The organism is Streptomyces sp. NPDC048643 (genome assembly GCF_040650615.1).
In the GTDB taxonomy this organism is placed as follows: Bacteria; Actinomycetota; Actinomycetes; order Streptomycetales; family Streptomycetaceae; genus Streptomyces.
This window is the reverse complement of record NZ_JBEZHO010000032.1, coordinates 24,809-51,237: the sequence shown is the minus strand read 5'-3', so window position 1 is coordinate 51,237 and position 26,429 is coordinate 24,809. Positions and strand designations below refer to the sequence as shown.

Here is a 26,429-nt window from a genome sequence, read left to right as displayed (position 1 = left end):
CGCTCAGGTCACGCGCTCCGCGCGGTGCTTGACGCCGCGCAGCCGCACCTCCGCCGGGAGCGCGGCCAGGCCCGCCGAGTTCCGCGCGTGCGCGAGGGCCTCGACGGTCAGCTGGTGCAGTGCCTGCCCGGGATCGACGTGCGGTTCCAGTCGGAGCCGCACGTGCGCCTCGGGCAGGGTGCGCCGGCCGGTCAGGTGGACCCGGGCCGTGTCCACGCCGCCCAACCGGTCGGCCTCGGCGGCCAGTACGCTCTCCAGCGCCCGTCCGCGCAGCAGGGCGCCCTCTCCGTCGCCGGTGTCGACGAGCACCTCGGCGAGCCGGCGGCGCCGGAGGTCGGCGAACAGCCACCACAGGGCGAGCAGGACGAGGACCGCGAGCGCGGCGATGACGACGGGCCACCACCAGCCCTGGTCGCGCCACTTGGTCCGTTCGGCGGTGCTGAGGAGCACGTCGTGGCGCCCGTCGTGGATCCACCACGAGGGCGGCTTGACGCCGAGCCCGATGGCGAGGACGGAGCCGCCGAGGGCGAGCAGGACGAGTCCGCTCAGCCCGATCAGTACGCGGTTGACGGTCCGGCGCACGGACCTCACCCCTTCCGTCCGGGACGGGCGACCCGCACCGAGAGGCCCGGTGAGCGGGACAGCCCCAGTCCCTGGATGCCGTCGGTGAGCGTGGTGTCCAGGTCGGCACGGACGTCGTCGAGTTCGCGGAAGTGCGACACCGCGCGGACGTCGACCTTGCGCCGCTTCACACGGACCCGGACCGACTGGACGCCGGCGACCTCCATGGCGCGGTCGCGCAGGGCCATCGCGGCGGCTCCCCGGTGCAGTCCGGCCCGCACGTCGCGGTGGGTGCGCCGCATGGGCAGCACGTCGCGCAGTCCGGGGGTGGCGGCGAGGAGGATCAGCCAGAGCCCGAGCGCGGCGGCGATGCCGGCGCCCACGAGGACGGCGGTGTCGTCGAGGGGCCGCTCGGCGAGCTGCCGGGCGAACCACTTGCGCAGTTCGAGGGCGGAGTGACCGGCGCGGACGGCCGCGACGTCGTAGAGGAAGAATCCGGCGATCACGAAGAGCAGGATCGCGAGAATGCACGCCGGAACGCGGCGCGCGGACCAGAAGCGGCCCTGGCGGCCGTCCTCTTCGTCCAGGGTCTCCAGCGGTTCGTAGGCGGCTGCCGAGGCGGACTGGCCGAGCGCGCCGGCGTCGTCCGACTTCTCCAGCACCGGTAGCTTCCGGGTGTTCTCGGAGCCCTGGGGCTCGCTCATCGCGTCCTCTCCTGTACCGAGCCTGGCCCGTGCGCCAGATGCAGCCGCTCCACCTGGACGGCCACCTCCGGCACTTCCATTCCCGCCAACGCCTCTACCCGCTCGGCGACATGACGACGCACAGCGTTGCACTGGCCACCGATGTCGGAGGGGTAACCGAGTTCGAGACTGACCCGGACCTGGGCGCTGTGCGTCGGGCGGTCGCCCTCCGCACCGGCGCCGGACGACTGCCGCCGGACGACGACCGTCGCGTGCGGGGGCACGGCGTCGGGCGGCAGCGGCGGCAGTGCCTCGCGCGCCGCCTGCGAGGCGATCTTCGCGACGACCCGGTCGGCGATCCGGGTGGCGCCCCGCTCGGGCGCCACCACGGTCGTCACGCCCGGCCGGGTCTCACCGAGCCGGTCGACCTGACCTGGCACGGGTCACCGCCGCCGGTCGTCACGGGCGCGGAAGAGGTCGCCCACGTCCAGGTCCCCCTCGAGGAACCGTCCGACGAAGTACCCGACGGCGCCCAGAGCGGCCACCAGGAGAAAGGCGCCGAATCCGCCGAAGTACCCGGCGAAGGCCAGCGCCATACCGGCGATCATGCCGACTACGGCCAAGCTCATGGTGCGCTCCTCAGCGGTTCGGCGGCCGTGTGATCACGCGTGACGCGGTGGCCGGGTGGTGGTCCGGGACGTACCGATGACCCGGGGGTCACTGGAGACGTGACTCCGGTTCCTCGTCTTCTTCGTCGGGAAGCTTCACATCACTCACCGCGATGTTGACCTCGACCACTTCGAGGCCGGTCATCCGCTCGACGGCCGCGACGACGTTCTCGCGCACGTCGCGCGCCACGTCGGCGATCGAGACGCCGTAGTCGACGACGATCTCCAGGTCGAGCGCGGTCTGCACCTCGCCGACCTCGGCCTTCACCCCACGTGTCACGGACTTGCTGCTGCTGGTGCCCGGCACCCGGTCGCGCATCGCGCCGATGGTCCGGCTCATCCCGCTGCCCATCGCGTGGACGCCGACGACGTCACGCGCGGCGAGCCCGGCGATCTTCTCCACGACACCGTCGGCGATGGTGGTCCGTCCGCGCGTCGCGGGGTCCCCGCCGCCGCGCTTGGTGGGCTTACGGCCGGCCTCCTTCTCGGCGTCGGGGCTGTCCGTCCGGTTCCGCTCGGTCATATCGGTCATTGCCGTACGTCCCTTTCGGTCGTCCTCCTGAGCCCACATTAGGTCGGGTCGCGCGGTCGCGCGCCCTCTGATGGGGCAGGCTGGGGCAATGACGGCGGACCGGTGGGCGCAGGTGGTACGGCTTCAGCTCGGACTCGGCAGGCTGCTGCCGCTGGGCCTCTCGCGTGACGGCGCGTGGATCACGGAGAGCGCCGCGGACGCCGTGCTGCGGCGAGCGGCGACGGCCGTGGACGGCGTACGCCTCGGCGCGCTGCGGATCGCGCTCGCCGATCCGGACCGGCCGTACGCCGCCGTCGTACCGGCTCCGCCCAGTGCGCTGGCGCCCGGTCCGCTGCGCGTGACAGCGGAGTTCGCGGCGGCCGCGGATCCCACGGCCCCGGGCGCAGACTCGCTGCCGGCGACCGCGGAGCGGCTGCGGCTCGCCCTGTCGGCAGCGGCGACGCAGCGGCTCGGCCTCGACGTGAGCGAGGTGGACCTCCAGGTGACGGACCTGCTCACGGACCCGCAGGTGACGTCCCGGAAGGACGAGCAGGACGTACGGGACGGTGCGGCGCCCGAGGAACCGAAGGTCCCGAACGATCCGGAGGAGGCACGGATCGCCGCCGTCGTGCGGGGCGTCGCGGGTGTCACCCGTCTGACGGACGCACTGGGCCGATCGGTGGCCATCGCGACGCCCGCCGCGACGGAATCGGCCGTGCCCCGACGTCACGTCCGCGTGGAACTCGCGGTCTCCGCGGACTTCCGGGCGGTGGAGGTGGCACGCGCGGTCAGGACGGCGGTCGCGGAGGCCGCTCGGGACACCCCGTCCGTGGCGGTCCTGGTGACCGCCGTCGGCTGAGGCGGTGCGAGCGGGGGCGGCCGGGTCGTTCAGACCGTCGGCACCCGGGTTCGCTGCGTCGCCCCGGGGCGCGACCACGGCCCGCGGGACAGGACCGTACGGACGCGCCCCGCTCGTGGGTGGTCAGTCGCCGACGCCGGCGAGGTCCCGGAGCCGGCGGGCCTGCGAGGCGCGTTCGGCGGTGCGCTGGTCCTCGTACGAACGCTCCTGGGCGCCGCGCAGCAGGGCCTTGGTCTCGATCACGGCGTCGCGCGGGGCGGCGAGCAGAGCAGCGGTGAGGTCACGGACCGCGTCGTCGAGCTGGGCCGCAGGCACCGCGAGGTTGGCGAGTCCGGTGCGCTCGGCCTCCTCGGCGAGGACGAACCGGCCGGTCGCGCAGATCTCCAGGGCGCGGGCGTACCCGACGAGGCCCACCAGGGGGTGTGTGCCGGTGAGGTCGGGCACGAGGCCGAGGCTGGTCTCGCGCATGGCGAACTGCACGTCGTCGGCGACGACGCGCAGGTCACAGGCGAGCGCGAGCTGGAACCCGGCACCGATGGCATGCCCCTGCACGGCCGCGACCGACACGAGGTCGCTGCGGCGCCACCAGGTGAACGCCTCCTGGTACTCGGCGATGGTCGCGTCGAGCTCGGCGTCGGAGCCGCGCGCGAGGTCGATGAACGACGGCTCGCCGTCGAAGCCCTCGGGCGTGAACGCCTGCCGGTCGAGCCCCGCGGAGAAGGACTGGCCCTCGGCGCGCAGGACGACGACCCGGACGGAGCCCGGCAGTGACCGGCCGGCTTGCGTCAACGCCCGCCACAGAGCAGGACTCTGGGCGTTGCGCTTGGCCGGGTTGGTCAGGGTCACCGTGGCGATCGCGTCGTCGACGGTGAGCCGTACGCCGTCCTTGTCGAGTACCGGTTCGAGATCCTTGTCGGGCGAAGCCATGGGGTGCCTCCGGTGGGTGCGGTCGGATCAGGTGTGCACTCCGTGAAGCACGAGGGCACACCTAAGTGACTGCACAGTAACCACCCGGTCGGTCACCCGACCGACCGGGTGGTCACCACCGAAGCCGATGGGGACGCCCGGCCTCAGGCCGAAGCGGCCTTCTTGCCCCGCGTCGCTCCGCCACGCCCTCGGAGCGTGACGCCCGACTCGCTGAGCATCCGGTGCACGAAGCCATACGAACGGCCGGTCTCTTCGGCCAGCGCTCGGATGCTCGCACCGGAGTCGTACTTCTTCTTCAGGTCTGCCGCGAGCTTGTCGCGCGCGGCGCCGGTTACCCGGCTGCCCTTCTTCAGAGTCTCGGCCACCCGTGCCTCCTCATGGGAAGTGCGCTCTGGACTCTCATGATCACCCCTCCCGGGCGTCATGGCCACCCATTCGGCAAGGTCCGTAAGACAAGGTTTTGACGACAGGAGCCCGTCCCCACGAGTGGAATCTGTGGTTCCGGCCGACGCGCTCCATACCGCCGAACGGGTTCTTCCGTGAAGTACCTGGTCAGCGACGCAAGACGGCCGAGCCCCGTGTTCCCCAGGGCTCGGCCGGAAAATCCGTGTAGGACACACCTCGGTACGAGGAGATCTCACACAGATGATGGATCACGGATCGGCCGAATGATCCATACGCAGTGGATCAGTCATTCGATCTCGGTGTGCGGACCCCCGCAGGGGCTCAGGCGAGGGCGACCAGGTCGGCGTAGTCGGAACCCCACAGGTCCTCGACGCCGTCCGGCAGCAGGATGATCCGCTCCGGCTGGAGCGCCTCGACGGCACCCTCGTCGTGGGTGACGAGGACGACGGCGCCCTTGTAGGTGCGCAGCGCGCCGAGGATCTCCTCGCGGCTGGCCGGGTCGAGGTTGTTCGTCGGCTCGTCGAGCAGGAGGACGTTCGCGGAGGACACGACGAGCGTCGCGAGCGCGAGCCGCGTCTTCTCACCGCCGGAGAGCACACCGGCCGGCTTGTCCACGTCGTCGCCGGAGAACAGGAACGAGCCGAGCGTCTTGCGGACCTCGACCAGGTCCAGGTCGGGGGCGGCGGACCGCATGTTCTCCAGGACGGTGCGCTCGGGGTCGAGGGTCTCGTGCTCCTGCGCGTAGTAGCCGAGCTTGAGGCCGTGGCCCTCGATGACCTCGCCGGTGTCGGGCTTCTCGGCGCCGCCGAGCAGCCGCAGGAGGGTCGTCTTGCCGGCGCCGTTCAGGCCGAGGATGACGACGCGGGAGCCCTTGTCGATGGCCAGGTCGACGTCGGTGAAGATCTCCAGGGAGCCGTACGACTTCGACAGGCCCTCCGCCATGAGCGGGGTCTTGCCGCAGGGCGCGGGCTCCGGGAAGCGCAGCTTGGCGACCTTGTCGGAGACGCGGACCGCCTCCAGGCCGGCGAGCAGCTTGTCGGCGCGCTTGGCCATGTTCTGCGCGGCCACCGTCTTGGTGGCCTTGGCACGCATCTTGTCCGCCTGCGAGTTCAGCGCGGCGGCCTTCTTCTCGGCGTTCTGCCGCTCGCGCTTGCGGCGCTTCTCGTCGGCCTCGCGCTGCTGCTGGTAGAGCTTCCAGCCCATGTTGTAGACGTCGATCTGGGCGCGGTTGGCGTCCAGGTAGAAGACCTTGTTGACGACCGTCTCGACGAGGTCCACGTCGTGGGAGATCACGATGAAGCCGCCGCGGTACGTCTTCAGGTAGTCGCGCAGCCAGACGATGGAGTCGGCGTCCAGGTGGTTCGTCGGCTCGTCGAGCAGCAGGGTGTCGGCGTCCGAGAACAGGATGCGGGCCAGCTCGATACGGCGGCGCTGACCGCCGGAGAGCGTGTGCAGGGGCTGGCCGAGCACCCGGTCGGGCAGGTTGAGCGCGGCCGCGATGGTGGCCGCCTCGGCCTCGGCGGAGTAGCCGCCCTTGGTGAGGAACTCCGTCTCCTGGCGCTCGTACTGCCGCATGGCCTTGTCGCGGGTGGCGCCCGCGCCGTTGGCGATGCGCTGTTCGTTCTCGCGCATCTTGCGGATCAGGACGTCCAGGCCGCGGGCGGACAGGACGCGGTCACGGGCCAGGACGTCGAGGTCGCCGGTGCGCGGGTCCTGGGGCAGGTAGCCGACCTCGCCGGAGCGGGTGACGGTGCCCGCGGCGGGCTGGCCCTGGCCGGCGAGGACCTTGGTGAGGGTCGTCTTGCCCGCGCCGTTGCGGCCGACGAGGCCGATGCGGTCGCCCTTCGCGATGCGGAAGGTGGCGGACTCGATGAGGATGCGGGCGCCGGCGCGCAGCTCGATACCGGAGGCGGAGATCACGGACAGACTCCAGGGCTGGGGGTCGGTGGACGGCTGAGGGCGTTCCCGCCGTCTAATGCGCGAGGAGAATGGCCATGGGCCAAGTCTAACGGGGCCGTGCAACCACTTTTCCGGTGTGCGGGCCTCCGGCACTGTGACGCTCGCCCCGCCGCGCGCCTCGGAGCGGGCGCGGAGGCGCGGGGGCCTCCGGCCGGGAAACCCGCCGCGAGGGCCGCCGGGCGCGGGCGTAGTCCGTTCGGCCCTCGGGCCGGGGCCCGCGGGCCGGGAGCGTACGAGGATGACGCCACGGAGCGAGCGACCGGCCGAGGCAGAGGGTGGTGTCCATGCAGTTCGACGACGACGCGGACCTGGACACGTCCGAGGTCCAGGATGTGCGCGGCAGTCGTATCCCCGGCGGCAGGGCAACCATCGGCGGGGGTCTCGCCGGTCTGATCGCCCTGCTCCTCGGGCTGTTCTTCGGGGTCGGTCCCGACCAGCTCGGCCTGTCCTCCGGCAGCGACCAGCCCGCGCCGGCCTCCTCCTCCCTGGCGCAGCTGCAGCAGACCTGCCGGACCGGGCGGGACGCGAACGCCCAGGAGGACTGCCGCGTCATCGCGGTGGTCAACAGCATCCAGACGTACTGGACGCAGGAGTTCACGCGCCGGGGCGGCACCTACACCCGCTCCCCCACCGTGGTCTTCGGCGGCCAGGTGGGCACGGCCTGCGGGACCGCCTCCTCGGCCGTGGGCCCCTTCTACTGTCCCGGGGACCGCAAGGTCTATCTGGACCTGGGCTTCTTCGACGAGCTGCGCACCAAGTTCGGCTCCAGCGGCGGCCCCTTCGCGCAGGCCTACGTGGTGGCGCACGAGTACGGACACCACGTGCAGGACCTGATGGGCACGCTGGCCAGGTCCCAGGACGGGGTGACCGGCGCGAACAGCAACGCGGTCAAGGTGGAGCTCCAGGCGGACTGCTACGCGGGCGTCTGGGCGCGGCACGCGACGACCACCCCGTCCGCGTCCTCGGGCAAGCCGTTGCTGACCTCGCTGACGGACGCCGACATCCGCGACGGTCTGGACGCGGCGGCGGCGGTCGGGGACGACCGGATCCAGCAGCGGTACCAGGGCCGGGTGACGCCGGAGACCTGGACGCACGGGTCGGCCCAGCAGCGGCAGCAGTGGTTCTACCAGGGCTTCAGCAGCGGCGACATGGCGCAGTGCGACACGTTCCGGTGAGGACAGGCCTCCCGGGGACCACCCCGGTCACCGGACGGGCCGCGGTGGGCGTTCTCCGGTCGACGGGGCGTTGTCAGTGGCCGGTGCCAGACTGGGCAGCGGATCGGATTCCGGCGATGTGACGAGACGGAGTGATCGGCATGGCTGGTACGGACGGCGGACGCCCGAGCATCTATCCCTCGCTGTTGTACACCGACGCGAAGGCGGCGATCAGGCAGCTCACGGAGGCCTTCGGCTTCACCGAGCTGTCGGTCTACGAAGGCGAGGACGGCTCGGTGATGCACGCCGAGCTGGTGCAGGGGAACGGCGCGGTGATGCTCGGCTCCAAGGGCCGCGGCGGCCGTTTCGACGAGGCGATGAAGAACGCGGGCCCGTGCGGGGTGTACATCGTGGTGGACGACGTCGACGCCCACCACCAGCGGGCCGTGGACCACGGCGCGGAGATCCTGATGGCCCCGGCCGACCAGGACTACGGCTCGCGGGACTACATGGCCCGGGACGTCGAGGGCAACATCTGGAGCTTCGGCACGTACGCCCCGGAGATAAGCGCCTAGGAGCCGCGCTCCCAAGCGTCGCTCCCCGGCCGTCGGGCGGACGCCAGACCTCCGCCGTGGGGCCGCCGCTTGCGGAGCCCGCGCGGCGCTCCCGTCGGGCGGCGCCCCGCGCGGTCCGACGGGCGCGTGCCGCTGCCCCGGCTCCCGGGGTCAGCTCCCGCCGGTGTGCACCTGGAAGGCCGCCCGGCGTACGGCCTTGGCGAGGGCCGGATCCGGGTGGGCGGCGGCGAGGGCGACGAGCACCTGCACCGTGCGCGGATGTCCGACCGCGCGCACCTCGTCGAGGAGCGCGGGCACGGTCGGCTGCACCGCGGACTCCAGGTGGCGGACGAGGAGCGGGGCGTCGCCGTGGTCGGCGACGGCCGCGGCCGTGTCGACCCACAGCCAGGTGGACTCGGCACGGGTGAGCACCTCGTGCGCGTCCTCGGGGTCGTGGCCGTCGTGCTCGGCGAGCCACAGCAGGGCGTAGGGGCGCAGCCACGACTCGTCGGCCACGGCGCGTACGTCCGGCTCGGCGGGGGCACCGACCACGCGCAGCGCCTCGAAGGCGAGGCCGCGGGTGAGGGCGTCCTCGCCCCGGGCGGCGGCGAGCAGCTCGGTGACGGCGCTGCCGACGGGGCGGGCGGCGAGCCAGGCGCGGTACTCGGCGCGGGCCGCGTTGGGGCGGAGCTGCGCGCAGCCGCGGAGCATGTCCTCGGCGGACTGCTCGATGTTCCCGGCGGGGCTCTGCGCGGCGACGCAGATCTGCTCCAGCTTGACCCAGACCGCCCAGCTGCCGAGCGGGGTGAGGGTGGCCTGTGCGTCGCCGTAGGTCAGCGCGCCGACGGAGGCGAGGGCGCCCAGCGCCCATTCGAGGAGGGGGGCGAGCGGGGCGTCCGGGATCTCGACGGGTTCCGGGGCGGGCTCGGGCCGGGGACCGTAGGCGACCTCGCAGCGCTCGGTGCGCAGTTCCGTGACGCGCTGTTCGAGCAGGTCGAGGAGCTGCTCCACGGGGACGGGCCCGGCGGAGAGCTGGAGGAAGGAGAGCACCTGGGGCATCGCGGAGACGACCTCGGCGACGGTGGCCGGTTCCCGGTCCGTGGGTTCGGGGTGGGCCAGGGACCATGCGTCGAAGAGGGCGACCCAGCCGCGCAGCACGGCGCTGTCGTCGCGGCTCCAGGCGCGCAGCCGCCAGCCGGGGCGGGCGCTGTCGCCGTGCACCTCGATGAGGCCGGCCAGCCGGGCGGTGTCCCAGTCCGCGCGGACCTGAGCCGGGGTCAGCCCGAGTTCGGTGGCGGCCCGTTCCGCGGTCGCGTCGGAGAGCGCGCCCTTGCCGTCGGGGGTCGCGTCGTCGCGTCCCGGGCGCAGTGCGGCGTCGGCCCAGCGGGCGACGCGGGCCGCGTCGGACAGGCCGGTGCGGGCCATGCGGGCGAGTTCCGCGGGCGGCGGTGTGCCCTCCGGCGGTCGCGGCGCGGGGCGCGATGTGCGGCGCTGGGTCACCGCTCGGGGAGCGGCCGCGAGGGGCCGCGGGCTGACGAGTCGGAGCCTGGAGTCGCGCGGGTTACGGGACGTCACGGGTGCAGTCTTCCGGTTGACGGTCCGAAAACCCAAACGGAATGCCCTCGCGGGTGCCGGGGGCGCTCCGGGAGCGGGCTCGCCGGGGCGCTCGACGCACCGGAAAGTGCGCCGCGGGGAGTTGTCCGGGACAGAACCGGAAGGGCGCCGGAAGCACCCGGTCGGGGCGGCCGCAGGAGCCCGGACCCGGGCGCGTCAGCGGCTGCTCCGGATCGCCGCCGGGGTCACATCAGCGGGGTGAGGAAGCGGCGGAGCGCCTCTTCGTAGCCGGTCGGGTCGGCGTTCCACATCGCGGCGTGCGGGGCTTTCGGGACGGTGTACAGGGTGACCAGGTCCGGGCGGCTCGCCGCGAGGCGGCGGGACGGGCCCCAGGGGGCGATGGTGTCGTCCGGGCCGTGCACCAGCAGGGTCGGCACGGTGAGCCGGTCGGGGTGTGCGGCGTGCGCGATGCGGTCGCCGCGTACGCCGGTGCGGCCCTGGGCGGCGCGCACGGCCAGCGGCAGCAGGAAGTTCGGGGTGTGCCGGGCGCCGGCCAGGGCGCGCAGCGTGGCCTCCCAGTCGAGGACCGGGGAATCCAGGATCAGGCCGGAGATCCGCTCGCGGAGGGCGGAGTGGGCGGCGGCGCGCAGTGCCATGGTGGCGCCGGTGGACCAGCCGTACAGGATGATCCGCCGGGCGCCGTATCGCACGGCGTAGCGGATGGCCGCGTCGAGGTCGCGCCACTCGGTCTCGCCGAGGTGGTTCAGGCCGTCCGGTGAGCGGGGGGCGCCGAGGTCGCCGCGGTAGGCGAGGTCGAGCACCGGGAAGTGCCGCTGGTTCAGGAACCTCATCACGTTCATGGGGTGTTCCCGGGTGGCGCCCAGGCCGTGCACGGTGATGATCCAGGTGTCGCGCACGGCCGGGACGAACCAGGCCGGCAGCGCGCCGAGTTCTCCGGGTACGTCGACGTCGGCATGCTCAAGGCCGAGGGCGGACTGCGGGTCGCCCACGTACAGGTTCGGGACGAGCCAGACCTTGTCGCCGGGTTCCAGGGAGCCGTGGGTGACGCCGTCCAGCCGGCGGACGACGGTGTCGGCGGTGTGCGGGGTGGCGTCCTGGACCGGGCCGACGACGGCGTGGGTACCGTCGCCCGCGAGGCCGTAGGTGCCGGGGCGCCGCGAGGCCAGGGCGCGGGTCAGGGTGATCCCGCCGGCCGTCGTGGCGTGCACGGTGAGCCGCGGTTCGGTGGGCAGGGGCTTGCCGGGACGCGTCTTCAGCGCGGCGTCGCTCGCGAACCGGCCCGCGGCCACGGAGGCCGCGCCGGCGGCTGTGGCGACGGCTGTGGCGACAGTTACGGCCGCGGCCGTCGCTCTTAGGGTGCGCACCCGACCAGTCTCCCGGTGGAGCCCGCCATCGGCCAGTGGGAGGGGGCCGCGGCGGTGAGAGCCCCTCGGAGGCACCCCCGCGGCGAACGATTCGTCCCGAGGGCGCTTCCAGCCCTTGGCGCCCTTGCCTCGCGGGACAGTCCGCACCCTGTGGCCCGGGACCCGGCGCGTGCTCGCCGACCCCTTCTGCCCTCGTCCGCCTCGTGTCCTCCGGCGTCGCGAGGGCGTCTCTAGCCCGGTTGCCCGTAGCCCCGCAGGCGCTTCCCCGCCTCCTGGAGTTGGGCGGGTGAGAGCAGGTGGGGGGTCAGGCCCGGGACCGAGGAGGACAGGAGCCAGACGCGGCACATCCACTCCAGCTGGGCCGTGCGGTCGTACGCCTGGTCCAGTGAGGCGCCGTGGGCGAGCGTGCCGTGGTTCTGCAGGAGGCAGGCGGTGCGGCCGTCCAGCGCCCGGAGCACGTTCGCGGCCAGCTCCGGGGTGCCGTACGTCGCGTAGGGGGCGACGCGGACCGGGCCGCCGACGGCACCGGCCATGTAGTGGATCAGGGGCAGTTCGGGGACGAGGGTCGACACGGCCGTGGCGTGCGCGGCGTGGGTGTGGACGACGGCCCGGGCGTCGGTATCGCGGTAGACGGTGAGGTGCATCGGCAGCTCGCTGGTCGGACGCAGCGACCCGAGCACCTGGCGGCCGTCGAGGTCGACGCCGACGGCGTCGGAGGGCTTCAGCCGGTCGTAGGGCACACCGGTGGGGGTGACCAGGACGGTGTCCCCGACGCGGACGGACACGTTCCCCGAGGTTCCGACCACGAGCCCGTCGGTCACCGTGCGGCGGGCCGTCGTGACGAGGTCGTCCCACGCCGCCGCGATCACGGCGTCCCGCCCCTCCCCCGCGACACAGGCCGCCCCGGCGCCCCCGGGGTGCGGGTCGTCCCGCTCATCTCCTCGCTCGTACCGCTGACCGTGCGCGTCACCCGCACCGCGCCCGGCCTCATCACGCCGGTCCTGCCCGTCCCGCCGGTCGCGCCCGTCCGTCATCCGTACGTCCTCCCTCACGTCCCGCCCGCATGGCCCGCAGCACCCGCGCCGTCCACCCTGCCGTCCCGTCCGTCGCCCGGCCGGTCCGTTCGGGCATGCCGCGATCCCGCCGATCCTGCCAGTCGCGGGCGTCAACGCCCCGCGGGCGGATCCACTTCGGAGTGAAGGGCGTTCGCCCGTTCAGGAGGCCGAGCAGGTGCTCGTGCTCCGTTCACCACGCCGTGAGGGCCGAGAGAGGGGGATCGAAGGAGATCATCCGAGATCGACCGGGATGGCGGGCATCGTCCGATCTTCCAGTAATCTCCGGGGGGTTGCCGCGTACGCAGCCGTTCCGGGGGACGACGCATGGCCCGTGACCACCACCTGTTCCGCCGACGTGCCCGTGCCGTCGTGACCGCCGTCGCGGCGGCGCTCACCGTCGGCGGTGCCGCTCTCGCCGCCCTTCCCGCCCAGGCCCAGGCCCCCGTCCGCGCCCATGCCCATGCCGAGGGCCGGCCCCAGAGCCCGAAGCAGCCCGTCGGCGGCGTCAAGGGGCACGATGTCTCCTCGCATCAGAAGGACGTCGACTGGCGGCGCGCGAAGTCGAAGGGCGCCGGATTCGTCTATGTGAAGGCGACCGAGTCCACGGCCTACCGCAACCCCTACTTCGCCCGGCAGTACGACGGAGCGGGAGCGGCCGGGCTGCTGCGCGGCGCCTACCACTTCGCGGTGCCGGACAAGTCGTCCGGCACCGCCCAGGCCGAGTATTTCGTCCGCAACGGCGGATCCTGGAGCGCGGACGGCCGGACGCTGCCGCCCGCGCTGGACATCGAGTACAACCCGTACGCCCGGCACCGCTCCTGCTACGGCCTGAGCCCGGCCGCCATGGTGCGCTGGATCAGGGAGTTCAGCGACGAGGTCGAGCGGGAGACGGACCGGACGCCGGTCATCTACACGACCACGCACTGGTGGAACACGTGCACCGGTTCCAGCCGCACCTTCGCCGCCCGGCACGCCCTCTGGCTGGCCCGCTACGACGCGGCCGACCCGGGGGCGCTGCCCGCGGGCTGGTCCACCTGGACCTTCTGGCAGCACGCCACCACCGGCAGCCTGCCGGGTGACCAGGATCTCTTCCACGGCTCCCCGGCCGGTCTCGAACGACTCGCGCGCGGATAGCGATCCGTACTGGAGCCCGGCATTCCGCCTCCGTTCGAACTCCCGCATCTCTCCCCGGAGACAAGCGGAACGTGGATTCGCCGATCGGGACACCACAAAGCCCGTCCCAGTTCATCTTCCGTTCATCCAGGTTGCTTACGGTCCACCTGCCACTGACGTCCAACAGAAGCCTGGGTAAATGGAACACATCACGCTCCTCCTCGGAATCGTGATCGTTACCGCTCTCGTGTTCGATTTCACGAACGGTTTCCACGACACCGCCAACGCGATGGCCACCACCATCTCGACCGGCGCACTCAAGCCCAAGGTCGCGGTGGCCATGTCCGCCGTGCTGAACCTTGTCGGCGCCTTCCTCTCGGTGGAGGTCGCCAACACGATCTCCAAAGGCCTCGTCGACGAGTCCGGCATCCAGCCCGAAGTGATCTTCGCCGCCCTGGTGGGCGCGATCCTCTGGAACCTGGTGACCTGGCTCATCGGACTCCCGTCCAGCTCTTCGCACGCCCTCATGGGCGGCCTGGTCGGCGCCACCATCGCCTCGGCCGGCACCGGCGCGGTGCACGGGGACGTCCTGGTCGGCAAGGTGCTCATACCCGCCGTCGCCGCCCCGATCGTGGCCGGTCTGGCCGCGATGCTGGCCACCCGGCTGTCGTACAGGCTCAGCAGGAACGCCGGTGGCAAGGCCACCGAGAAGGGGTACCGCGCCGGCCAGATAGCCTCCGCGGGCCTGGTCTCGCTGGCCCACGGCACCAACGACGCGCAGAAGACGATGGGCATCATCACCCTGGCCCTGGTCGCCGGTGGCGCCGTCGCTCCCGACTCGGACCCGCCGGTCTGGGTCATCCTCTCCGCCGGTCTCGCGATCGCGCTCGGCACCTACCTGGGCGGCTGGCGCATCATCCGCACCATGGGCAAGGGCCTGACCGACCTCCAGCCGCAGCAGGGCTTCGCCGCCCAGACCAGCGCCGCGACGGTCATCCTCGCCTCCGCGCACATCGGCTTCTCCCTCTCCACCACGCACGCGGTCTCCGGCTCCGTGATGGGTGCCGGCCTCGGCCGCAAGGGCGGCGTGGTCCGCTGGTCCACCGCCACCCGGATGTTCGTCGCCTGGGCGCTCACCCTGCCCGCCGCCGCCCTGGTCGGCGCGCTCGCCGAGTGGGTCACCGGCTTCGGCGCCTGGGGCACCACCCTCGTCGCCGTCTTCCTGGTCGTCTCCAGCTTCGCGATCTGGCGCCGCTCGCGCCGCGAGGTCATCGACCACACCAACGTGAACGCCGAGGAGCCCGCCGGCGTGGTCACCACGGCCATCGCCGCCGTGACCCCGCCCCCGGCCGGCACCGTGGCCGAGGACCTCACGGCCACCATCCCCGCACCCGCCGAGCCCACGGCGAACCCGTCGGCGCCGTCGCGCGTGGCCTGAGAACCGAAGGAAGAAGCAGCATGCACATCGACTGGTCAGCCCTCGGGTCCGTCTTCGGGGTCAGTCTCGGAGCCACCGTCGTCCTCGTCGGCCTCTTCACCCTCGGCGTCGCCGGCCTCTCCAAGAAGGAGTCGGCCCAGGGTGGTTCCGCCGTCGCGGCGGCCACCGGCGCCTACGTCTGCTTCGCGGCCTGCGCCGCGGCGGTGGCGTACGGCATCTCGCTCATCATGAGCAAGTAACCCGGACGAACGGCCCCGAACGGGCCGTTCCCGGGCAGCACTTCACCGTGGGGTGCGGGACGGATCTCCGTCCCGCACCCCACTGCTGTGTGGGGCTTCGCACACTCTCCCTCCGCAGGTCAACAGCAAGTTGACGGCCGTTCTCACCCCGTGGTGGACTGCCGGAGCCAAGTACGGCGGCATGAGAGGAAGCCGGTGCGAATCCGGCGCGGTCCCGCCACTGTCATCGGGGAGGAAACTCCCCGGGAGCCAGGAACTCTCGCCGCCGGTCTCGTCGAACCAGGGCGTGGACACCCTGAGTGAGGACATATCGCCATGCGCGGCTGCCCGTTGCCGGTCCTGATGTGCAAGAGAGTTCTGCCGCACCCCACGGCGGGCTGACCCCGTGCGGGCCGATCGCGTCTTCGCGTACGGCGCCGCCGCCGGCCTCCTCGGCGACCTGCTCCTCGGCGATCCCCGCCGGGCTCATCCGGTCGCCGCGTTCGGGCGGGCGGCCACGGCCGTCGAGCGCACCCTGTGGCGCGACCACCGCGGGTGGGGCGCGCTGCACACAGCCGTGTGCGTGGGCGGGGCCACCGGCCTCGCCGCGCTCGCCGGCCGTTCCCTGCGTTCCTCGGACGCCGCGTCCCTCGCTCTGACCGCCGCCGCCACCTGGGCCGTCGTCGGGGGGACCTCCCTCGGCCGTGAGGCACGGGCGATCGGCGGCGCGCTCGCGGCCGGGGACATCGACGTCGCCCGCGAGCGACTGCCGCATCTGTGCGGACGCGACCCGCAGGCGCTGGACGCCGACGGGATCGCCAGGGCCGTCGTCGAGTCGGTCGCCGAGAACACCTCCGACGCCGTGGTCGGCGCCCTCGTCTGGGGCGCCGCCGCCGGCGTACCCGGACTGGTCGCCTTCCGCGCCGTGAACACGCTCGACGCGATGGTCGGGCACCGGTCCCCCAAGTACCGGCGCTACGGCTGGGCTTCCGCACGACTCGACGACGTCGCGGGCTGGCCCGGAGCCCGGCTGACCGCCGTTCTCGCGACCGTGGCCGGGTCCGACCCGCGGGGCGCCGTCCGGGCCTGGCGTGCCGACGCGCGCAGGCATCCGAGCCCCAACGCCGGGCCGGTGGAGGCCTCCTTCGCCGGCGCGCTCGGGGTGCGGCTCGGCGGGACCCTCTCGTACGGGGGCCGGGTCGAGCACCGGCCCGTGCTCAACGACGCCGGGCGTGCCGTACGGGTCGCCGACATCGAGCGGGCCGTACGGCTCTCCCGTCGCGTCGGCTGGCTGGCGCTCGGCGTGAGTGCCGCCGCACGCGTACTGCTGACCGGAAAGCCGACCGGAACGTCGACCAGGAAGGGACGCACCGTATGAGCGGCGGACTGCTGATCGCCGGGACCACCTCGGACGCGGGCAAGAGCGTGGTGACCGCCGGGATCTGCCGGTGGCTGGTGCGCCAGGGGGTGAAGGTCGCCCCGTTCAAGGCGCAGAACATGTCCCTGAACTCGTTCGTCACGCGGGAGGGAGCCGAGATCGGGCGGGCGCAGGCCATGCAGGCGCAGGCCGCCCGCGTGGAGCCGACGGCGCTGATGAACCCCGTGCTGCTCAAGCCGGGCGGCGACCGCACCAGCCAGGTCGTGCTGATGGGCAGGCCGGTGGGCGAGATGAGCGCCCGTGGCTTCTTCGGGACACCGGGGGATCCGTCGGCCGCCGGCGCGCCCTCAGGGGGCGACCTGCGCGGGGGCGGCCGGGAAGCACTCCTCGGGACCGTTCTCGACTGTCTGGAGCGGTTGCGGGGCACGTATGACGCGGTGATCTGTGAGGGGGCCGGCAGTCCGGCCGAGATCAATCTGCGGCGCACCGACATCGTGAACATGGGGGTCGCGCGGAACGCGGGGCTGCCCGTGCTCGTCGTCGGCGACATCGACCGGGGCGGGGTCTTCGCCTCCTTCTTCGGAACGGTCGCCCTGCTGTCGCCCGAGGACCAGGCGCTCGTCGCCGGGTTCCTCGTCAACAAGTTCCGCGGCGACGTGAGCCTGTTGGAGCCCGGGCTCGAGATGCTGCACGGTCTCACCGGGCGCCGCACCTACGGCGTGCTGCCGTTCCGGCACGGGCTGGGGATCGACGAGGAGGACGGCCTGCGCGTCTCGCTGCGCGGCACGGTCCGTGAGTCGGCGGTCTCCGACCCCGTCGGCGCGGACATCCTGCGGGTCGCGGTGTGCGCGGTCCCGCTGATGTCGAACTTCACCGACGTGGACGCGCTGGCCGCCGAACCGGGCGTCGTCGTGCGGTTCGTGGACCGGGCCGAGGAGCTGGCCGACGCGGACCTGGTCGTCGTACCGGGGACCCGGGGCACCGTGAAGGCGCTGGCGTGGCTGCGCGAGCGGGGCCTCGCGGGCGCGATCGCCCGGCGGGCCGCCGAGGGGCGCCCGGTGCTGGGGATCTGCGGTGGCTTCCAGCTCCTCGGGGAGCACATCGAGGACGAGGTCGAGTCGCGGGCCGGGCACGTCGACGGGCTCGGACTCCTCCCCGTCCGCGTGCGGTTCGCGCGGGAGAAGACGCTGACCCGGCCGGTCGGCGAGGCCCTCGGCGAGAGCGTCGAGGGGTACGAGATCCATCACGGTGTCGCCGAAGTGACCGGTGGAGAAGCCTTCTTGGACGGGTGCCGGGTCGGCGCCGTCTGGGGCACGCACTGGCACGGCTCACTGGAGTCGGACGGTTTCCGCCGGGCCTTCCTGCGCGAGGTGGCCGCCGCCGCGGGCCGCCGCTTCGTGCCGGCGGCCGACACGTCGTTCGCGGCGCTGCGCGAGGAGCAGCTGGACCGGCTCGGCGACCTGATCGAGGAACACGCGGACACGGACGCGCTGTGGCGGCTCATCGAGTCGGGCGCGCCGCAAGGACTGCCTTTCATTCCACCGGGAGCGCCCGCATGAGCACAGTGTTGTTGTTGTCGACCGCCGACACGGACCTGCTGGCGGCCCGCGCCTCCGGCGCCGCCTACCGGATCGGCAATCCGACCCGGGTGGACGTCACGGACGAACTCCCCGCGCTCGTCGAGGGCGCCGACCTCGCCGTCGTACGGCTGCTCGGCGGGAAGCGGGCCTGGGAGGACGGACTGGCCTTCCTGAAGGCGTCCGGCATTCCGACCGTGCTGCTGGGCGGCGAGTCCGTCCCGGACGCCGAGCTGATGGCCGAGTCGTCGGTGCCCGCCGGTGTGGTGGCGGAGGCGTTGCGCTATCTCGTGGAGGGCGGCCCGGCGAACCTCGCCGAGCTGGCCCGGTTCCTGTCCGACACCGTGCTGTTGACGGGCGAGGGGTTCGAGGAGCCGCACAAGACCGCCGAGTTCGGGATCAGCGGCGCACGCGTGTTCGTCGAGGGCCGGCCGACCGTCGGGGTGCTGTTCTACCGGGCGCACGAGCTGTCCGGGAACACCGGTTTCGTGGACACGCTGTGCGACGCGATCGAGGCGCGCGGCGCCAACGCCCTCGCCGTGTACTGCGGTTCGCTGCGCGGCGCGGACACGGGCCTGTACGAGATCCTCGGCCGGGCCGACGCGCTCGTCGCCACCGTCCTCGCGGCGGGCGGCACCCACGCCTCGCAGGCGTCGGCGGGCGGCGACGAGGAGGCCTGGGACATCGGGGCGCTCGCCGACCTCGACATCCCCGTCCTCCAGGGGCTCTGTCTGACCTCGTCGAAGAGCGCCTGGGAGGCGTCCGACGCGGCCCTGTCCCCGATGGACGCCGCGATGCAGGTCGCGATCCCGGAGTTCGACGGCCGTCTGATCACCGTGCCGTTCTCCTTCAAGGAGCAGGGCCCGGACGACGTCCCGGTGTACGTCGCCGATCCCGAGCGGGCCGCGCGGGTCGCCGGGATCGCACTGCGGCACGCCCTGTTGAAGCACAAGCCGAACGCGGAGAAGAAGCTCGGGATCGTCTTCACGGCCTACCCGACCAAGCACTCACGGGTGGGCAACGCGGTCGGTCTGGACACCCCGGCCTCGGCGGTGCGGGTGCTCGACGCGCTGCGCGACGCGGGCTACGCCCTCACCGAATACCCGGACAACGGCGACGAGTTGATCCACCGGCTCATCGCGGCCGGCGGTCACGACGTGGAGTGGCTGACCGAGGAGCAGCTCGCCGCCGCCCCGGCGCGGGTGCCGCTCGCCGACTACCGGGCCTGGTTCGACACGCTCGACCCCGACCTGCGCGCGGGGATGCTGGAGGCGTGGGGCGAACCGCCGGGCTCGCTCTACGTGGACGGCGAGGACATCGTGCTGGCGTGCCTGCAGTTCGGGAACGTCGTGGTGATGATCCAGCCGCCGCGCGGCTTCGGCGAGAACCCGATCGCGATCTACCACGACCCGGACATGCCGCCCTCCCACCACTACATGGCGGCCTACCGCTGGCTGGAGAACAGCTTCGGCGCGGACGCCGTCGTGCACATGGGCAAGCACGGCACGATGGAGTGGCTGCCGGGCAAGGGGCTCGGGCTCAGCGGCGGCTGCGCGCCCGACGCGGTCCTCGGTGAACTCCCCCTGGTCTACCCGTTCATCGTCAACGACCCCGGTGAGGGCACACAGGCCAAGCGGCGCGGGCACGCCACCGTCGTCGACCACCTCGTGCCGCCGATGGCCCGCGCGGACACCTACGGGGACCTCGCGAAGCTGGAGCAGCTCCTCGACGAGTACGCGCTGGTGTCCGACCTGGACCCGACGAAGGCCCCGGCGGTCCGCGCGCAGATCTGGACGCTGGTGAAGGCGGCGGAACTCCATCACGACCTGCACGTCGACGAGCAGCCGGACGACGGCGACTTCGACTCCTTCGTCATGCACATCGACGGCTATCTGTGCGAGATCAAGGACGTGCAGATCCGCGACGGCCTGCACATCCTGGGCGGCGGCCCGGAGGCGGAGCCCCGGGTCAACCTGGTGCTGGCCGTGCTGCGCGCCTCACAGGTGTGGGGCGGTGCGGCGAACGCGCTGCCCGGTCTGCGGGCCGCTCTCGCCGAGCACTTCGGCCTGGTGGAGAAGGAGTTGCTGGCCGAGCCGGGTGCCCCGGTGAAGGTGCCGGTGGAGCTGAGCGACCTCGTCGCGGGCCCGAACCGCACGGCGGCCGACGCGATCGACCTGCTGGAGCAGCTGTGCCGGCGGGCTGCGCTGGGCATGGAGGAGCGCGGCTGGGACGCGGCCGCCGTACCGGCCCTCGCGCGCGAGGTGCTGGGCGCCGAACTCCCCGACGCCGTGGCGGTGCTGGAGTTCGCGTGCCGCGAGGTCGTGCCGCGGCTCGCCCGGACGACGGACGAGATCGGGCACATCCTCAAGGCGCTGAACGGCGGTTACGTCCCCGCGGGTCCGTCGGGTTCCCCGACGCGCGGACTCGTCAACGTGCTGCCGACCGGCCGGAACTTCTACTCCGTCGACCCCAAGGCCATTCCGTCTCGGCTGAGTTGGGAGGTCGGCCAGTCCCTCGCGGACTCGCTGGTGCAGCGCTATCTCCAGGACACCGGCGCCTATCCGACGTCCGTCGGGCTGACGGTCTGGGGCACGTCCGCCATGCGCACGCAGGGCGATGACATCGCGGAGATCCTCGCGCTGCTGGGCTGTCGCCCGGTGTGGGACGACGCCTCGCGGCGCGTCACCGGCTTCGAGGTGGTCCCGCTCGACGAGCTGGGCCGTCCTCGCATCGACGTCACGGTCCGCATCTCGGGCTTCTTCCGGGACGCGTTCCCGCACGTCGTCGGTCTCATCGACGACGCGGTGCGCACGGTCGCCGACCTGGACGAGCCCGCCGACCGCAACTACGTGCGCCGGCACGCCGACGAGGACACCGCCGAGCACGGTGACCGGCGGCGCGCGACCGCCCGTATCTTCGGTTCGAAGCCGGGCGCGTACGGGGCCGGGCTGCTGCCGCTGATCGACGCCCGCAACTGGCGCTCGGACGCCGACCTCGCCGAGGTGTACGCGGTCTGGGGCGGTTACGCCTACGGGCGCGGGCTCGACGGGCGCGCGGCGCGCGGGGACATGGAGACCGCGTTCAAGCGCATCTCGGTCGCGGCGAAGAACGTCGACACCCGCGAGCACGACCTCGTCGACGCCGACGACTACTTCCAGTACCACGGCGGCATGGTCGCGATGGTGCGCCATCTGACGGGCACCAGCCCGGAGGCGTACGTCGGCGACTCGGCGGTGCCCGACCAGGTGAAGACCCGCACGCTCGGCGAGGAGACGCACCGCGTGTTCCGCGCCCGGGTGGTCAACCCGCGCTGGATGGCCGCGATGCGGCGGCACGGCTACAAGGGCGCCTTCGAGATGGCGGCGACGGTCGACTACCTGTTCGGGTACGACGCCACGGCCGGTGTCGTGGACGACTGGATGTACGAGAAGCTCAGCGCGGAGTACGTCTTCGACGCGGAGAACCGGGACTTCATGAAGAAGTCCAACCCGTGGGCGCTGCGCGGTATCACCGAGCGGCTCCTCGAAGCCGCGGACCGCGGTCTGTGGGCCGAGCCGGACGCGGACACGCTGGAGCGGCTGCGCACCACCTATCTGGAGCTCGAAGGCGACTTGGAGGGCGACGACCAGTGAGTACTCCGTTCCCGTTCACGGCGGTGGTCGGCCAGGACGACCTGCGGCTCGCACTGCTGCTGAACGCCGTGTCCCCGGCCGTGGGCGGTGTGCTCGTCCGCGGCGAGAAGGGCACCGCCAAGTCGACGGCGGTGCGCGCCCTTTCGGCGCTGCTGCCGGCGGTCGAGGTGGTCACCGGCTGCCGTTTCTCCTGCGATCCGGCCGCCCCGGACCCGGCCTGCCCCGACGGGCCGCACGAGGTGGAGGCGTCCACGACCCGTCCGGCCCGGATGGTCGAACTGCCCGTCGGCGCCTCCGAGGACCGGCTGGTCGGCGCCCTGGACATCGAGCGGGCGCTCTCCGAGGGCGTCAAGGCCTTCGAGCCGGGCCTGCTCGCCGACGCGCACCGCGGCATCCTCTACGTCGACGAGGTCAACCTCCTGCACGACCATCTGGTCGACCTGCTGCTCGACGCGGCCGCGATGGGCGCCTCGTACGTCGAGCGTGAGGGCGTGTCCGTGCGGCACGCGGCGCGGTTCCTGCTCGTCGGGACGATGAACCCCGAAGAGGGCGAGCTGCGGCCGCAGTTGCTGGACCGGTTCGGGCTGACCGTCGAGGTCGCCGCGTCGCGGGAGCCGGACCAGCGGGTCGAGGTCGTACGCCGCCGGCTCGCCCACGACGACGACCCGGCGGCGTTCGTGGCGCGTTGGGCGGACGAGGAGGCCCAGGTACGGGCCCGGATCGTGGCGGCCCGCGCGCTGCTGCCGTCCGTGCGGCTCGGGGACGGCCCGCTGCGGCAGATCGCGGCGACCTGCGCCGCCTTCGAGGTGGACGGCATGCGTGCCGACATCGTGATGGCCAGAACCGCGACCGCGCTCGCCGCGTGGGCGGGACGCACCGACGTGCTCGCCGAGGACGTCCGGCAGGCGGCCCTGCTGGCCCTGCCGCACCGCAGGCGGCGCAATCCCTTCGACGCGCCGGGGCTCGACGAGGACAAACTCGACGACACGCTGGAGGAGTTCAGCGGTTCGGACGGCGAGGGCGACGGCGGTGGCCCGGACGACGACCCGGACCCCGACCCGGACGGGCCCGGCGGCGGTGGTCAGCCTCCGCGGGAGGGGCCGGACGACGGCTCCCCCGCCGGTGACGTGCCCGCGCAGGGCGAGCCGTCGGAGGACGGGCAGGCCCCGGCCGGTCAGGGCGCCGCGGAGCAGTCGCCCGTCCGGGCGGCCGAGCCGTTCCGCACCAAGGTGCTGAGCGTGCCCGGCCTCGGTGAGGGCGCGGCCGGCCGGCGTTCGCGCGCGCGGACCGAACACGGCCGCACGACCGGCTCGCGGCGGCCCCGGGGGGCGCTCACCAAGCTGCATCTGGCGGCGACCGTCCAGGCCGCCGCACCGCACCAACTCGCGCGCGGACGGTCGGGACGCGGTCTGGTCGTGCGGCGGGACGATCTGCGGCAGGCGACGCGGGAGGGCCGCGAGGGCAACCTCGTGCTGTTCGTCGTGGACGCCTCCGGTTCCATGGCCGCGCGGCAGCGGATGAGCGCCGTCAAGGGCGCGGTGCTGTCGCTGCTGCTCGACGCCTACCAGCGGCGCGACAAGGTGGGTCTGGTGACCTTCCGCGGGTCGGCCGCCGAGGTCGCGCTGCCGCCCACCTCGTCGGTGGACGCGGCGGCGGTCCGGCTGGAGTCGCTGCCGACGGGTGGCCGCACTCCGCTGTCCGCCGGGCTGCTGCGGGCGCATGAGGTGCTGCGCGTCGAGCGCCTGCGGGACTCCGCGCGGCGGCCGCTGGTCGTCGTGGTGACCGACGGGCGCGCCACGGGCGGCCCGGAGCCGGTCGCGACGGCCGGTCGCGCGGCGCGACTCTTCGCGGCCGACGGGGTCGCCTCGGTGGTCGTCGACTGCGAGTCGGGGCCGGTCCGGCTTGGGCTCGCGGGGCAGCTCGCGGGTGAACTGGGCGGTACGGCGGTGACGTTGGACGCGTTGCGCGCGGACTCCCTCGCCGGGCTGGTGCGGGATGTGCAGGGGACGTCGAGGAGGGCCGCGTAGTGCCGCAGGGACAGCCGAGTGTCGTACCGGACGACGGACTGACGACCCGTCAGCGACGGAACCGGCCGCTGGTCGTCGTGCACACGGGGATCGGCAAGGGCAAGTCGACGGCCGCGTTCGGGCTCGCGCTGCGCGCCTGGAACCAGGGATGGCCCATCGGGGTGTTCCAGTTCGTCAAGTCGGCGAAGTGGAAGGTCGGCGAGGAGAACGCGCTGCGCGTGCTCGGGGCCTCCGGCGAGGGCGGCACCGTCGACTGGCACAAGATGGGCGAGGGCTGGTCCTGGGTCCAGCGCGACGCGCAGATGGACAACGAGGAGAAGGCCCGCGAGGGCTGGGAGCAGGTCAAGCGGGACCTCGCCGCGGAGACGTACAAGCTGTACGTGCTCGACGAGTTCGCGTACCCCATGCACTGGGGCTGGGTGGACACCGACGAGGTGGTGGAGGTGCTGCGGGACCGGCCCGGGACCCAGCACGTCGTCATCACCGGCCGCAACGCCCCGGAGAAGCTCGTCGAGGTCGCCGACCTGGTGACGGACATGTCGAAGGTCAAGCACCCGATGGACGCGGGCCAGAAGGGCCAGAGGGGCATCGAGTGGTGAGGTCCTCCGTCCCCCGGCTGGTCGTCGCCGCGCCCTCCTCGGGCAGCGGCAAGACCACCGTGGCCACCGGGCTGATGGCGGCCTTCGCCGCGCGGGGGCTCGCCGTGTCCCCGCACAAGGTGGGGCCCGACTACATCGATCCCGGCTACCACGCGCTCGCCACCGGGCGCGTGGGACGGAACCTGGACTCCTACCTGTGCGGCACCGAGCTGGTCGGGCCGCTGTTCGCGCACGGCGCGCGCGGCTGCGACCTCGCCGTCGTCGAGGGCGTGATGGGCCTCTACGACGGCGCCGCCGGGGAGGGTGAACTCGCGTCCACGGCGCAGGTGGCGAAGCTGCTGCGCGCGCCCGTGGTGCTGGTCGTCGACGCGTCCTCGCAGTCGCGCTCGGTGGCCGCGCTGGTGCACGGTTTCGCATCCTGGGACCCCGAGGTGCGGGTCGCCGGGGTGATCCTCAACAAGGTGGGCTCCGACCGGCACGAGGCCATGCTCCGCGAGGCGCTGGACGCCTCGGGAGTGCCGGTTCTCGGCGCGCTGCGGCGGGCCCCGCAGGTCGGCACCCCGTCACGGCACCTGGGGCTCGTACCGGTCGCCGAGCGGCGCACGGAGGCGGTCGAGGCGGTCGCCGCGATGGCCGCGCAGGTACGTGCCGGATGCGACCTGGACGCGCTGTTCGCGCTGGCGCGCGGTGCGGGCGATCTGCCGGGCGTCGCGTGGGACGCGGCCGAGGCGGTCCGCTCGTCGGCCGCCGCGGACCGCACCGCGCCGGGCGGAGCGGCTCGCTCCTCGACCGCGCCGGAAGCCTTGGGCGGAGTGAAGCGCGTCGCCGTCGCCGGTGGTCCCGCGTTCACCTTCTCCTACGCCGAACACGCCGAACTGCTCACCGCGGCCGGAGCCGAGGTCGTCGTCTTCGACCCGCTCCGGGACGAGCGACTCCCCGAAGGAACGGTCGGGTTGGTCATCGGTGGCGGCTTCCCCGAGGTGTACGCGCCCGAGCTGTCCGCCAACGAGCCGCTGCGCAAGGCGGTGGCCGAGCTGGCGTTCGCCGGGGCACCGGTCGCGGCCGAGTGCGCCGGGCTGCTCTACCTGGCGCGGGAACTCGACGGGCAGCCCATGTGCGGGGTGATCGACGCCACGGCCCGGATGCACGAGCGGCTCACCCTCGGCTACCGGGACGCCGTGGCCGTCGCCGACAGCGTGCTCGCGGCGGCCGGTACACGGATGCGCGGGCACGAGTTCCACCGGACCGTCGTCGAGCCCGGTGCCGGTCCGGACCCCGCCTGGGGGGTGCGCGCGCCGGAGCGGCGCGTCGAAGGTTTCGTGCAGCGCGGTGTGCACGCGAGTTATCTGCACACGCACTGGGCGTCCGAGCCCGGTGTGGCCCGTCGGTTCGTGGAGAGGTGCCTGACGTCATGAGCAGCAAGCTGATCGGAGTCGGGGTCGGCCCCGGCGACCCCGAGCTGGTGACCGTCAAGGGCGTCAACGCACTCCGGGCCGCGGAGGTCGTCGTCGTCCCGGTGATGGACACCGGCGAGCGGGGCCGTGCCGAGGCGACCGTCCTGCACTACGTGCCCGAGGAGAAGGTCCTGCGGGTGGTCTTCGCGCTCAACGAGCGGAGCGACCACGCGCGGCGCGAGGCCGCCTGGGACGCGGCGGGCGCTCGGGTCGCGGACCTCCTCGCCCGGCACGCCACGGTCGCCTTCGCGACCATCGGCGACCCCAACGTGTACTCGACGTTCACCTATCTCGCGCACACCATCGGCGAGCTGGTCCCGGGCACGGTCGTGGAGAGCGTGCCCGGCATCACCGCCATGCAGGACCTCGCCGCCCGCTCGGGCGCCGTACTCACCGAGGGCACCGAGCCCCTCACGCTCGTCCCGGTGACGGCGGGCGCGGCCGTGCTGAAGGACGCGTTGAACGGGCCGGGCACGGTCGTCGCGTACAAGTTCGGGCGGCAGGCGCACGAGGTCGCCGAGGCGCTGCGGGACAGCGGGCGGATCGACGACGCGGTGTGGGGGTCGGCGCTCGGTCTGGAGGGCGAGTCGATCCGGCGGGCGAGCGACCTCGACGGTGAGCCGCTGCCGTACCTCTCGACGCTCATCGCGCCCGCGCCCCGCGACGGGAAACGCGGCGGGAAGCTGTGAGCGGCACCTCTCCGGCACCTCCCGCGGCC

24 protein-coding genes and 1 riboswitch are annotated in these 26,429 nt (G+C 73.2%); of the genes, 13 read left to right on the top strand and 11 right to left on the bottom strand.

Annotation, left to right across the window (positions count from 1 at the left end; all coding sequences use genetic code 11):
- Positions 1–3: 3 nt before the first annotated feature.
- The 5 genes from amaP to AB0C62_RS27235 all read right to left on the bottom strand — a co-directional run bounded on the left by amaP (position 4) and on the right by AB0C62_RS27235 (position 2,444).
- Positions 4–591 carry an alkaline shock response membrane anchor protein AmaP gene (amaP, locus tag AB0C62_RS27255; protein ID WP_362977441.1) on the bottom strand — a complete coding sequence of 196 codons (588 nt, stop codon included), beginning with the start codon at positions 589–591 and terminating at the stop codon, positions 4–6.
- Positions 588–1,265 (bottom strand): DUF6286 domain-containing protein, encoded by a 678-nt coding sequence (locus AB0C62_RS27250; protein ID WP_362977439.1) that lies wholly within the window; start codon positions 1,263–1,265, stop codon positions 588–590. Before AB0C62_RS27250 ends, amaP begins: the two co-directional genes overlap by 4 nt.
- Positions 1,262–1,642: an Asp23/Gls24 family envelope stress response protein gene (locus AB0C62_RS27245; protein ID WP_362977536.1), complete on the bottom strand. Its 381-nt coding sequence runs from the start codon at positions 1,640–1,642 to the stop codon at positions 1,262–1,264. The genes AB0C62_RS27250 and AB0C62_RS27245 overlap by 4 nt, the downstream gene beginning before the upstream one ends.
- 45 nt (positions 1,643–1,687) lie before the next feature.
- Positions 1,688–1,873, bottom strand: a complete 186-nt coding sequence (locus AB0C62_RS27240; RefSeq protein ID WP_362977437.1) for a hypothetical protein — start codon at positions 1,871–1,873, stop codon at positions 1,688–1,690.
- A gap of 88 nt (positions 1,874–1,961) precedes the next feature.
- Entirely contained in the window at positions 1,962–2,444 is a 483-nt protein-coding gene (locus AB0C62_RS27235) for an Asp23/Gls24 family envelope stress response protein (RefSeq protein ID WP_362977435.1), read from the bottom strand.
- An 88-nt stretch (positions 2,445–2,532) separates the two neighbouring features.
- Here AB0C62_RS27235 and AB0C62_RS27230 point away from each other — a divergent pair, with 88 nt between their 5' ends.
- The gene (locus tag AB0C62_RS27230; RefSeq protein ID WP_362977433.1) at positions 2,533–3,282 is read left to right on the top strand and encodes a nucleopolyhedrovirus P10 family protein; all 750 of its coding nucleotides are present in this window, start codon (positions 2,533–2,535) and stop codon (positions 3,280–3,282) included.
- 123 nt (positions 3,283–3,405) lie between these two features.
- On the opposite strand, the gene AB0C62_RS27225 is transcribed toward AB0C62_RS27230, so the two are convergent.
- The 3 genes from AB0C62_RS27225 to AB0C62_RS27215 form a co-directional block, all read right to left on the bottom strand.
- A complete protein-coding gene (locus tag AB0C62_RS27225; protein WP_362977431.1) occupies positions 3,406–4,209 on the bottom strand; it encodes an enoyl-CoA hydratase/isomerase family protein in 804 nt (267 codons plus the stop codon).
- A gap of 143 nt (positions 4,210–4,352) precedes the next feature.
- Positions 4,353–4,574, bottom strand: a complete 222-nt coding sequence (locus AB0C62_RS27220; RefSeq protein ID WP_006123601.1) for a helix-turn-helix domain-containing protein — start codon at positions 4,572–4,574, stop codon at positions 4,353–4,355.
- A gap of 361 nt (positions 4,575–4,935) precedes the next feature.
- Complete coding sequence (locus tag AB0C62_RS27215) at positions 4,936–6,534, bottom strand: ABC-F family ATP-binding cassette domain-containing protein (RefSeq protein WP_081223691.1); 1,599 nt, start codon at positions 6,532–6,534, stop codon at positions 4,936–4,938.
- 323 nt (positions 6,535–6,857) lie between these two features.
- On the opposite strand from AB0C62_RS27215, the gene AB0C62_RS27210 reads away from it, so the two are divergent.
- Together AB0C62_RS27210 and AB0C62_RS27205 are read left to right on the top strand one after the other, a co-directional pair.
- Complete coding sequence (locus AB0C62_RS27210; protein ID WP_362977429.1) at positions 6,858–7,748, top strand: neutral zinc metallopeptidase; 891 nt, start codon at positions 6,858–6,860, stop codon at positions 7,746–7,748.
- A 140-nt stretch (positions 7,749–7,888) separates the two neighbouring features.
- Positions 7,889–8,302, top strand: a complete 414-nt coding sequence (locus AB0C62_RS27205; protein ID WP_362977427.1) for a VOC family protein — start codon at positions 7,889–7,891, stop codon at positions 8,300–8,302.
- 150 nt (positions 8,303–8,452) lie between these two features.
- On the opposite strand, the gene AB0C62_RS27200 is transcribed toward AB0C62_RS27205, so the two are convergent.
- The 3 genes from AB0C62_RS27200 to AB0C62_RS27190 form a co-directional block, all read right to left on the bottom strand.
- Complete coding sequence (locus AB0C62_RS27200) at positions 8,453–9,856, bottom strand: hypothetical protein (protein ID WP_362977425.1); 1,404 nt, start codon at positions 9,854–9,856, stop codon at positions 8,453–8,455.
- A gap of 224 nt (positions 9,857–10,080) precedes the next feature.
- Positions 10,081–11,220, bottom strand: coding sequence for an alpha/beta fold hydrolase (locus tag AB0C62_RS27195; RefSeq protein WP_362977423.1), 1,140 nt, complete (start codon positions 11,218–11,220; stop codon positions 10,081–10,083).
- A gap of 230 nt (positions 11,221–11,450) precedes the next feature.
- Positions 11,451–12,254 carry a class II aldolase/adducin family protein gene (locus AB0C62_RS27190; RefSeq protein ID WP_362977421.1) on the bottom strand — a complete coding sequence of 268 codons (804 nt, stop codon included), beginning with the start codon at positions 12,252–12,254 and terminating at the stop codon, positions 11,451–11,453.
- A 345-nt stretch (positions 12,255–12,599) separates the two neighbouring features.
- Here AB0C62_RS27190 and AB0C62_RS27185 point away from each other — a divergent pair, with 345 nt between their 5' ends.
- The 10 genes from AB0C62_RS27185 (at position 12,600) to cobI (ending at position 26,400) form a co-directional block, all read left to right on the top strand.
- Positions 12,600–13,409 carry a lysozyme gene (locus AB0C62_RS27185; protein WP_362977419.1) on the top strand — a complete coding sequence of 270 codons (810 nt, stop codon included), beginning with the start codon at positions 12,600–12,602 and terminating at the stop codon, positions 13,407–13,409.
- Positions 13,410–13,587: 178 nt separating this feature from the next.
- Complete coding sequence (locus AB0C62_RS27180) at positions 13,588–14,826, top strand: inorganic phosphate transporter (RefSeq protein WP_362977417.1); 1,239 nt, start codon at positions 13,588–13,590, stop codon at positions 14,824–14,826.
- A 20-nt stretch (positions 14,827–14,846) separates the two neighbouring features.
- Positions 14,847–15,065 carry a hypothetical protein gene (locus AB0C62_RS27175; RefSeq protein WP_081223696.1) on the top strand — a complete coding sequence of 73 codons (219 nt, stop codon included), beginning with the start codon at positions 14,847–14,849 and terminating at the stop codon, positions 15,063–15,065.
- A gap of 137 nt (positions 15,066–15,202) precedes the next feature.
- Positions 15,203–15,347, top strand: a riboswitch (cobalamin riboswitch).
- Positions 15,348–15,450: 103 nt separating this feature from the next.
- On the top strand, positions 15,451–16,422 hold the full coding sequence (locus AB0C62_RS27170; protein WP_362977415.1) for a cobalamin biosynthesis protein: 972 nt from the start codon (positions 15,451–15,453) through the stop codon (positions 16,420–16,422).
- A complete protein-coding gene (locus tag AB0C62_RS27165) occupies positions 16,419–17,981 on the top strand; it encodes a cobyric acid synthase (RefSeq protein WP_362977413.1) in 1,563 nt (520 codons plus the stop codon). Before AB0C62_RS27170 ends, AB0C62_RS27165 begins: the two co-directional genes overlap by 4 nt.
- The gene (cobN, locus tag AB0C62_RS27160; RefSeq protein WP_362977411.1) at positions 17,978–21,631 is read left to right on the top strand and encodes a cobaltochelatase subunit CobN; all 3,654 of its coding nucleotides are present in this window, start codon (positions 17,978–17,980) and stop codon (positions 21,629–21,631) included. The genes AB0C62_RS27165 and cobN overlap by 4 nt, the downstream gene beginning before the upstream one ends.
- Positions 21,628–23,658, top strand: coding sequence for a putative cobaltochelatase (locus AB0C62_RS27155; RefSeq protein WP_362977409.1), 2,031 nt, complete (start codon positions 21,628–21,630; stop codon positions 23,656–23,658). The genes cobN and AB0C62_RS27155 overlap by 4 nt, the downstream gene beginning before the upstream one ends.
- Positions 23,658–24,257 (top strand): cob(I)yrinic acid a,c-diamide adenosyltransferase, encoded by a 600-nt coding sequence (gene cobO / locus AB0C62_RS27150; RefSeq protein WP_362977407.1) that lies wholly within the window; start codon positions 23,658–23,660, stop codon positions 24,255–24,257. The genes AB0C62_RS27155 and cobO overlap by 1 nt, the downstream gene beginning before the upstream one ends.
- Positions 24,251–25,672 (top strand): cobyrinate a,c-diamide synthase, encoded by a 1,422-nt coding sequence (locus AB0C62_RS27145; RefSeq protein ID WP_362977405.1) that lies wholly within the window; start codon positions 24,251–24,253, stop codon positions 25,670–25,672. The genes cobO and AB0C62_RS27145 overlap by 7 nt, the downstream gene beginning before the upstream one ends.
- On the top strand, positions 25,669–26,400 hold the full coding sequence (gene cobI, locus AB0C62_RS27140) for a precorrin-2 C(20)-methyltransferase (RefSeq protein ID WP_362977403.1): 732 nt from the start codon (positions 25,669–25,671) through the stop codon (positions 26,398–26,400). Before AB0C62_RS27145 ends, cobI begins: the two co-directional genes overlap by 4 nt.
- Positions 26,401–26,429: the final 29 nt, after the last annotated feature.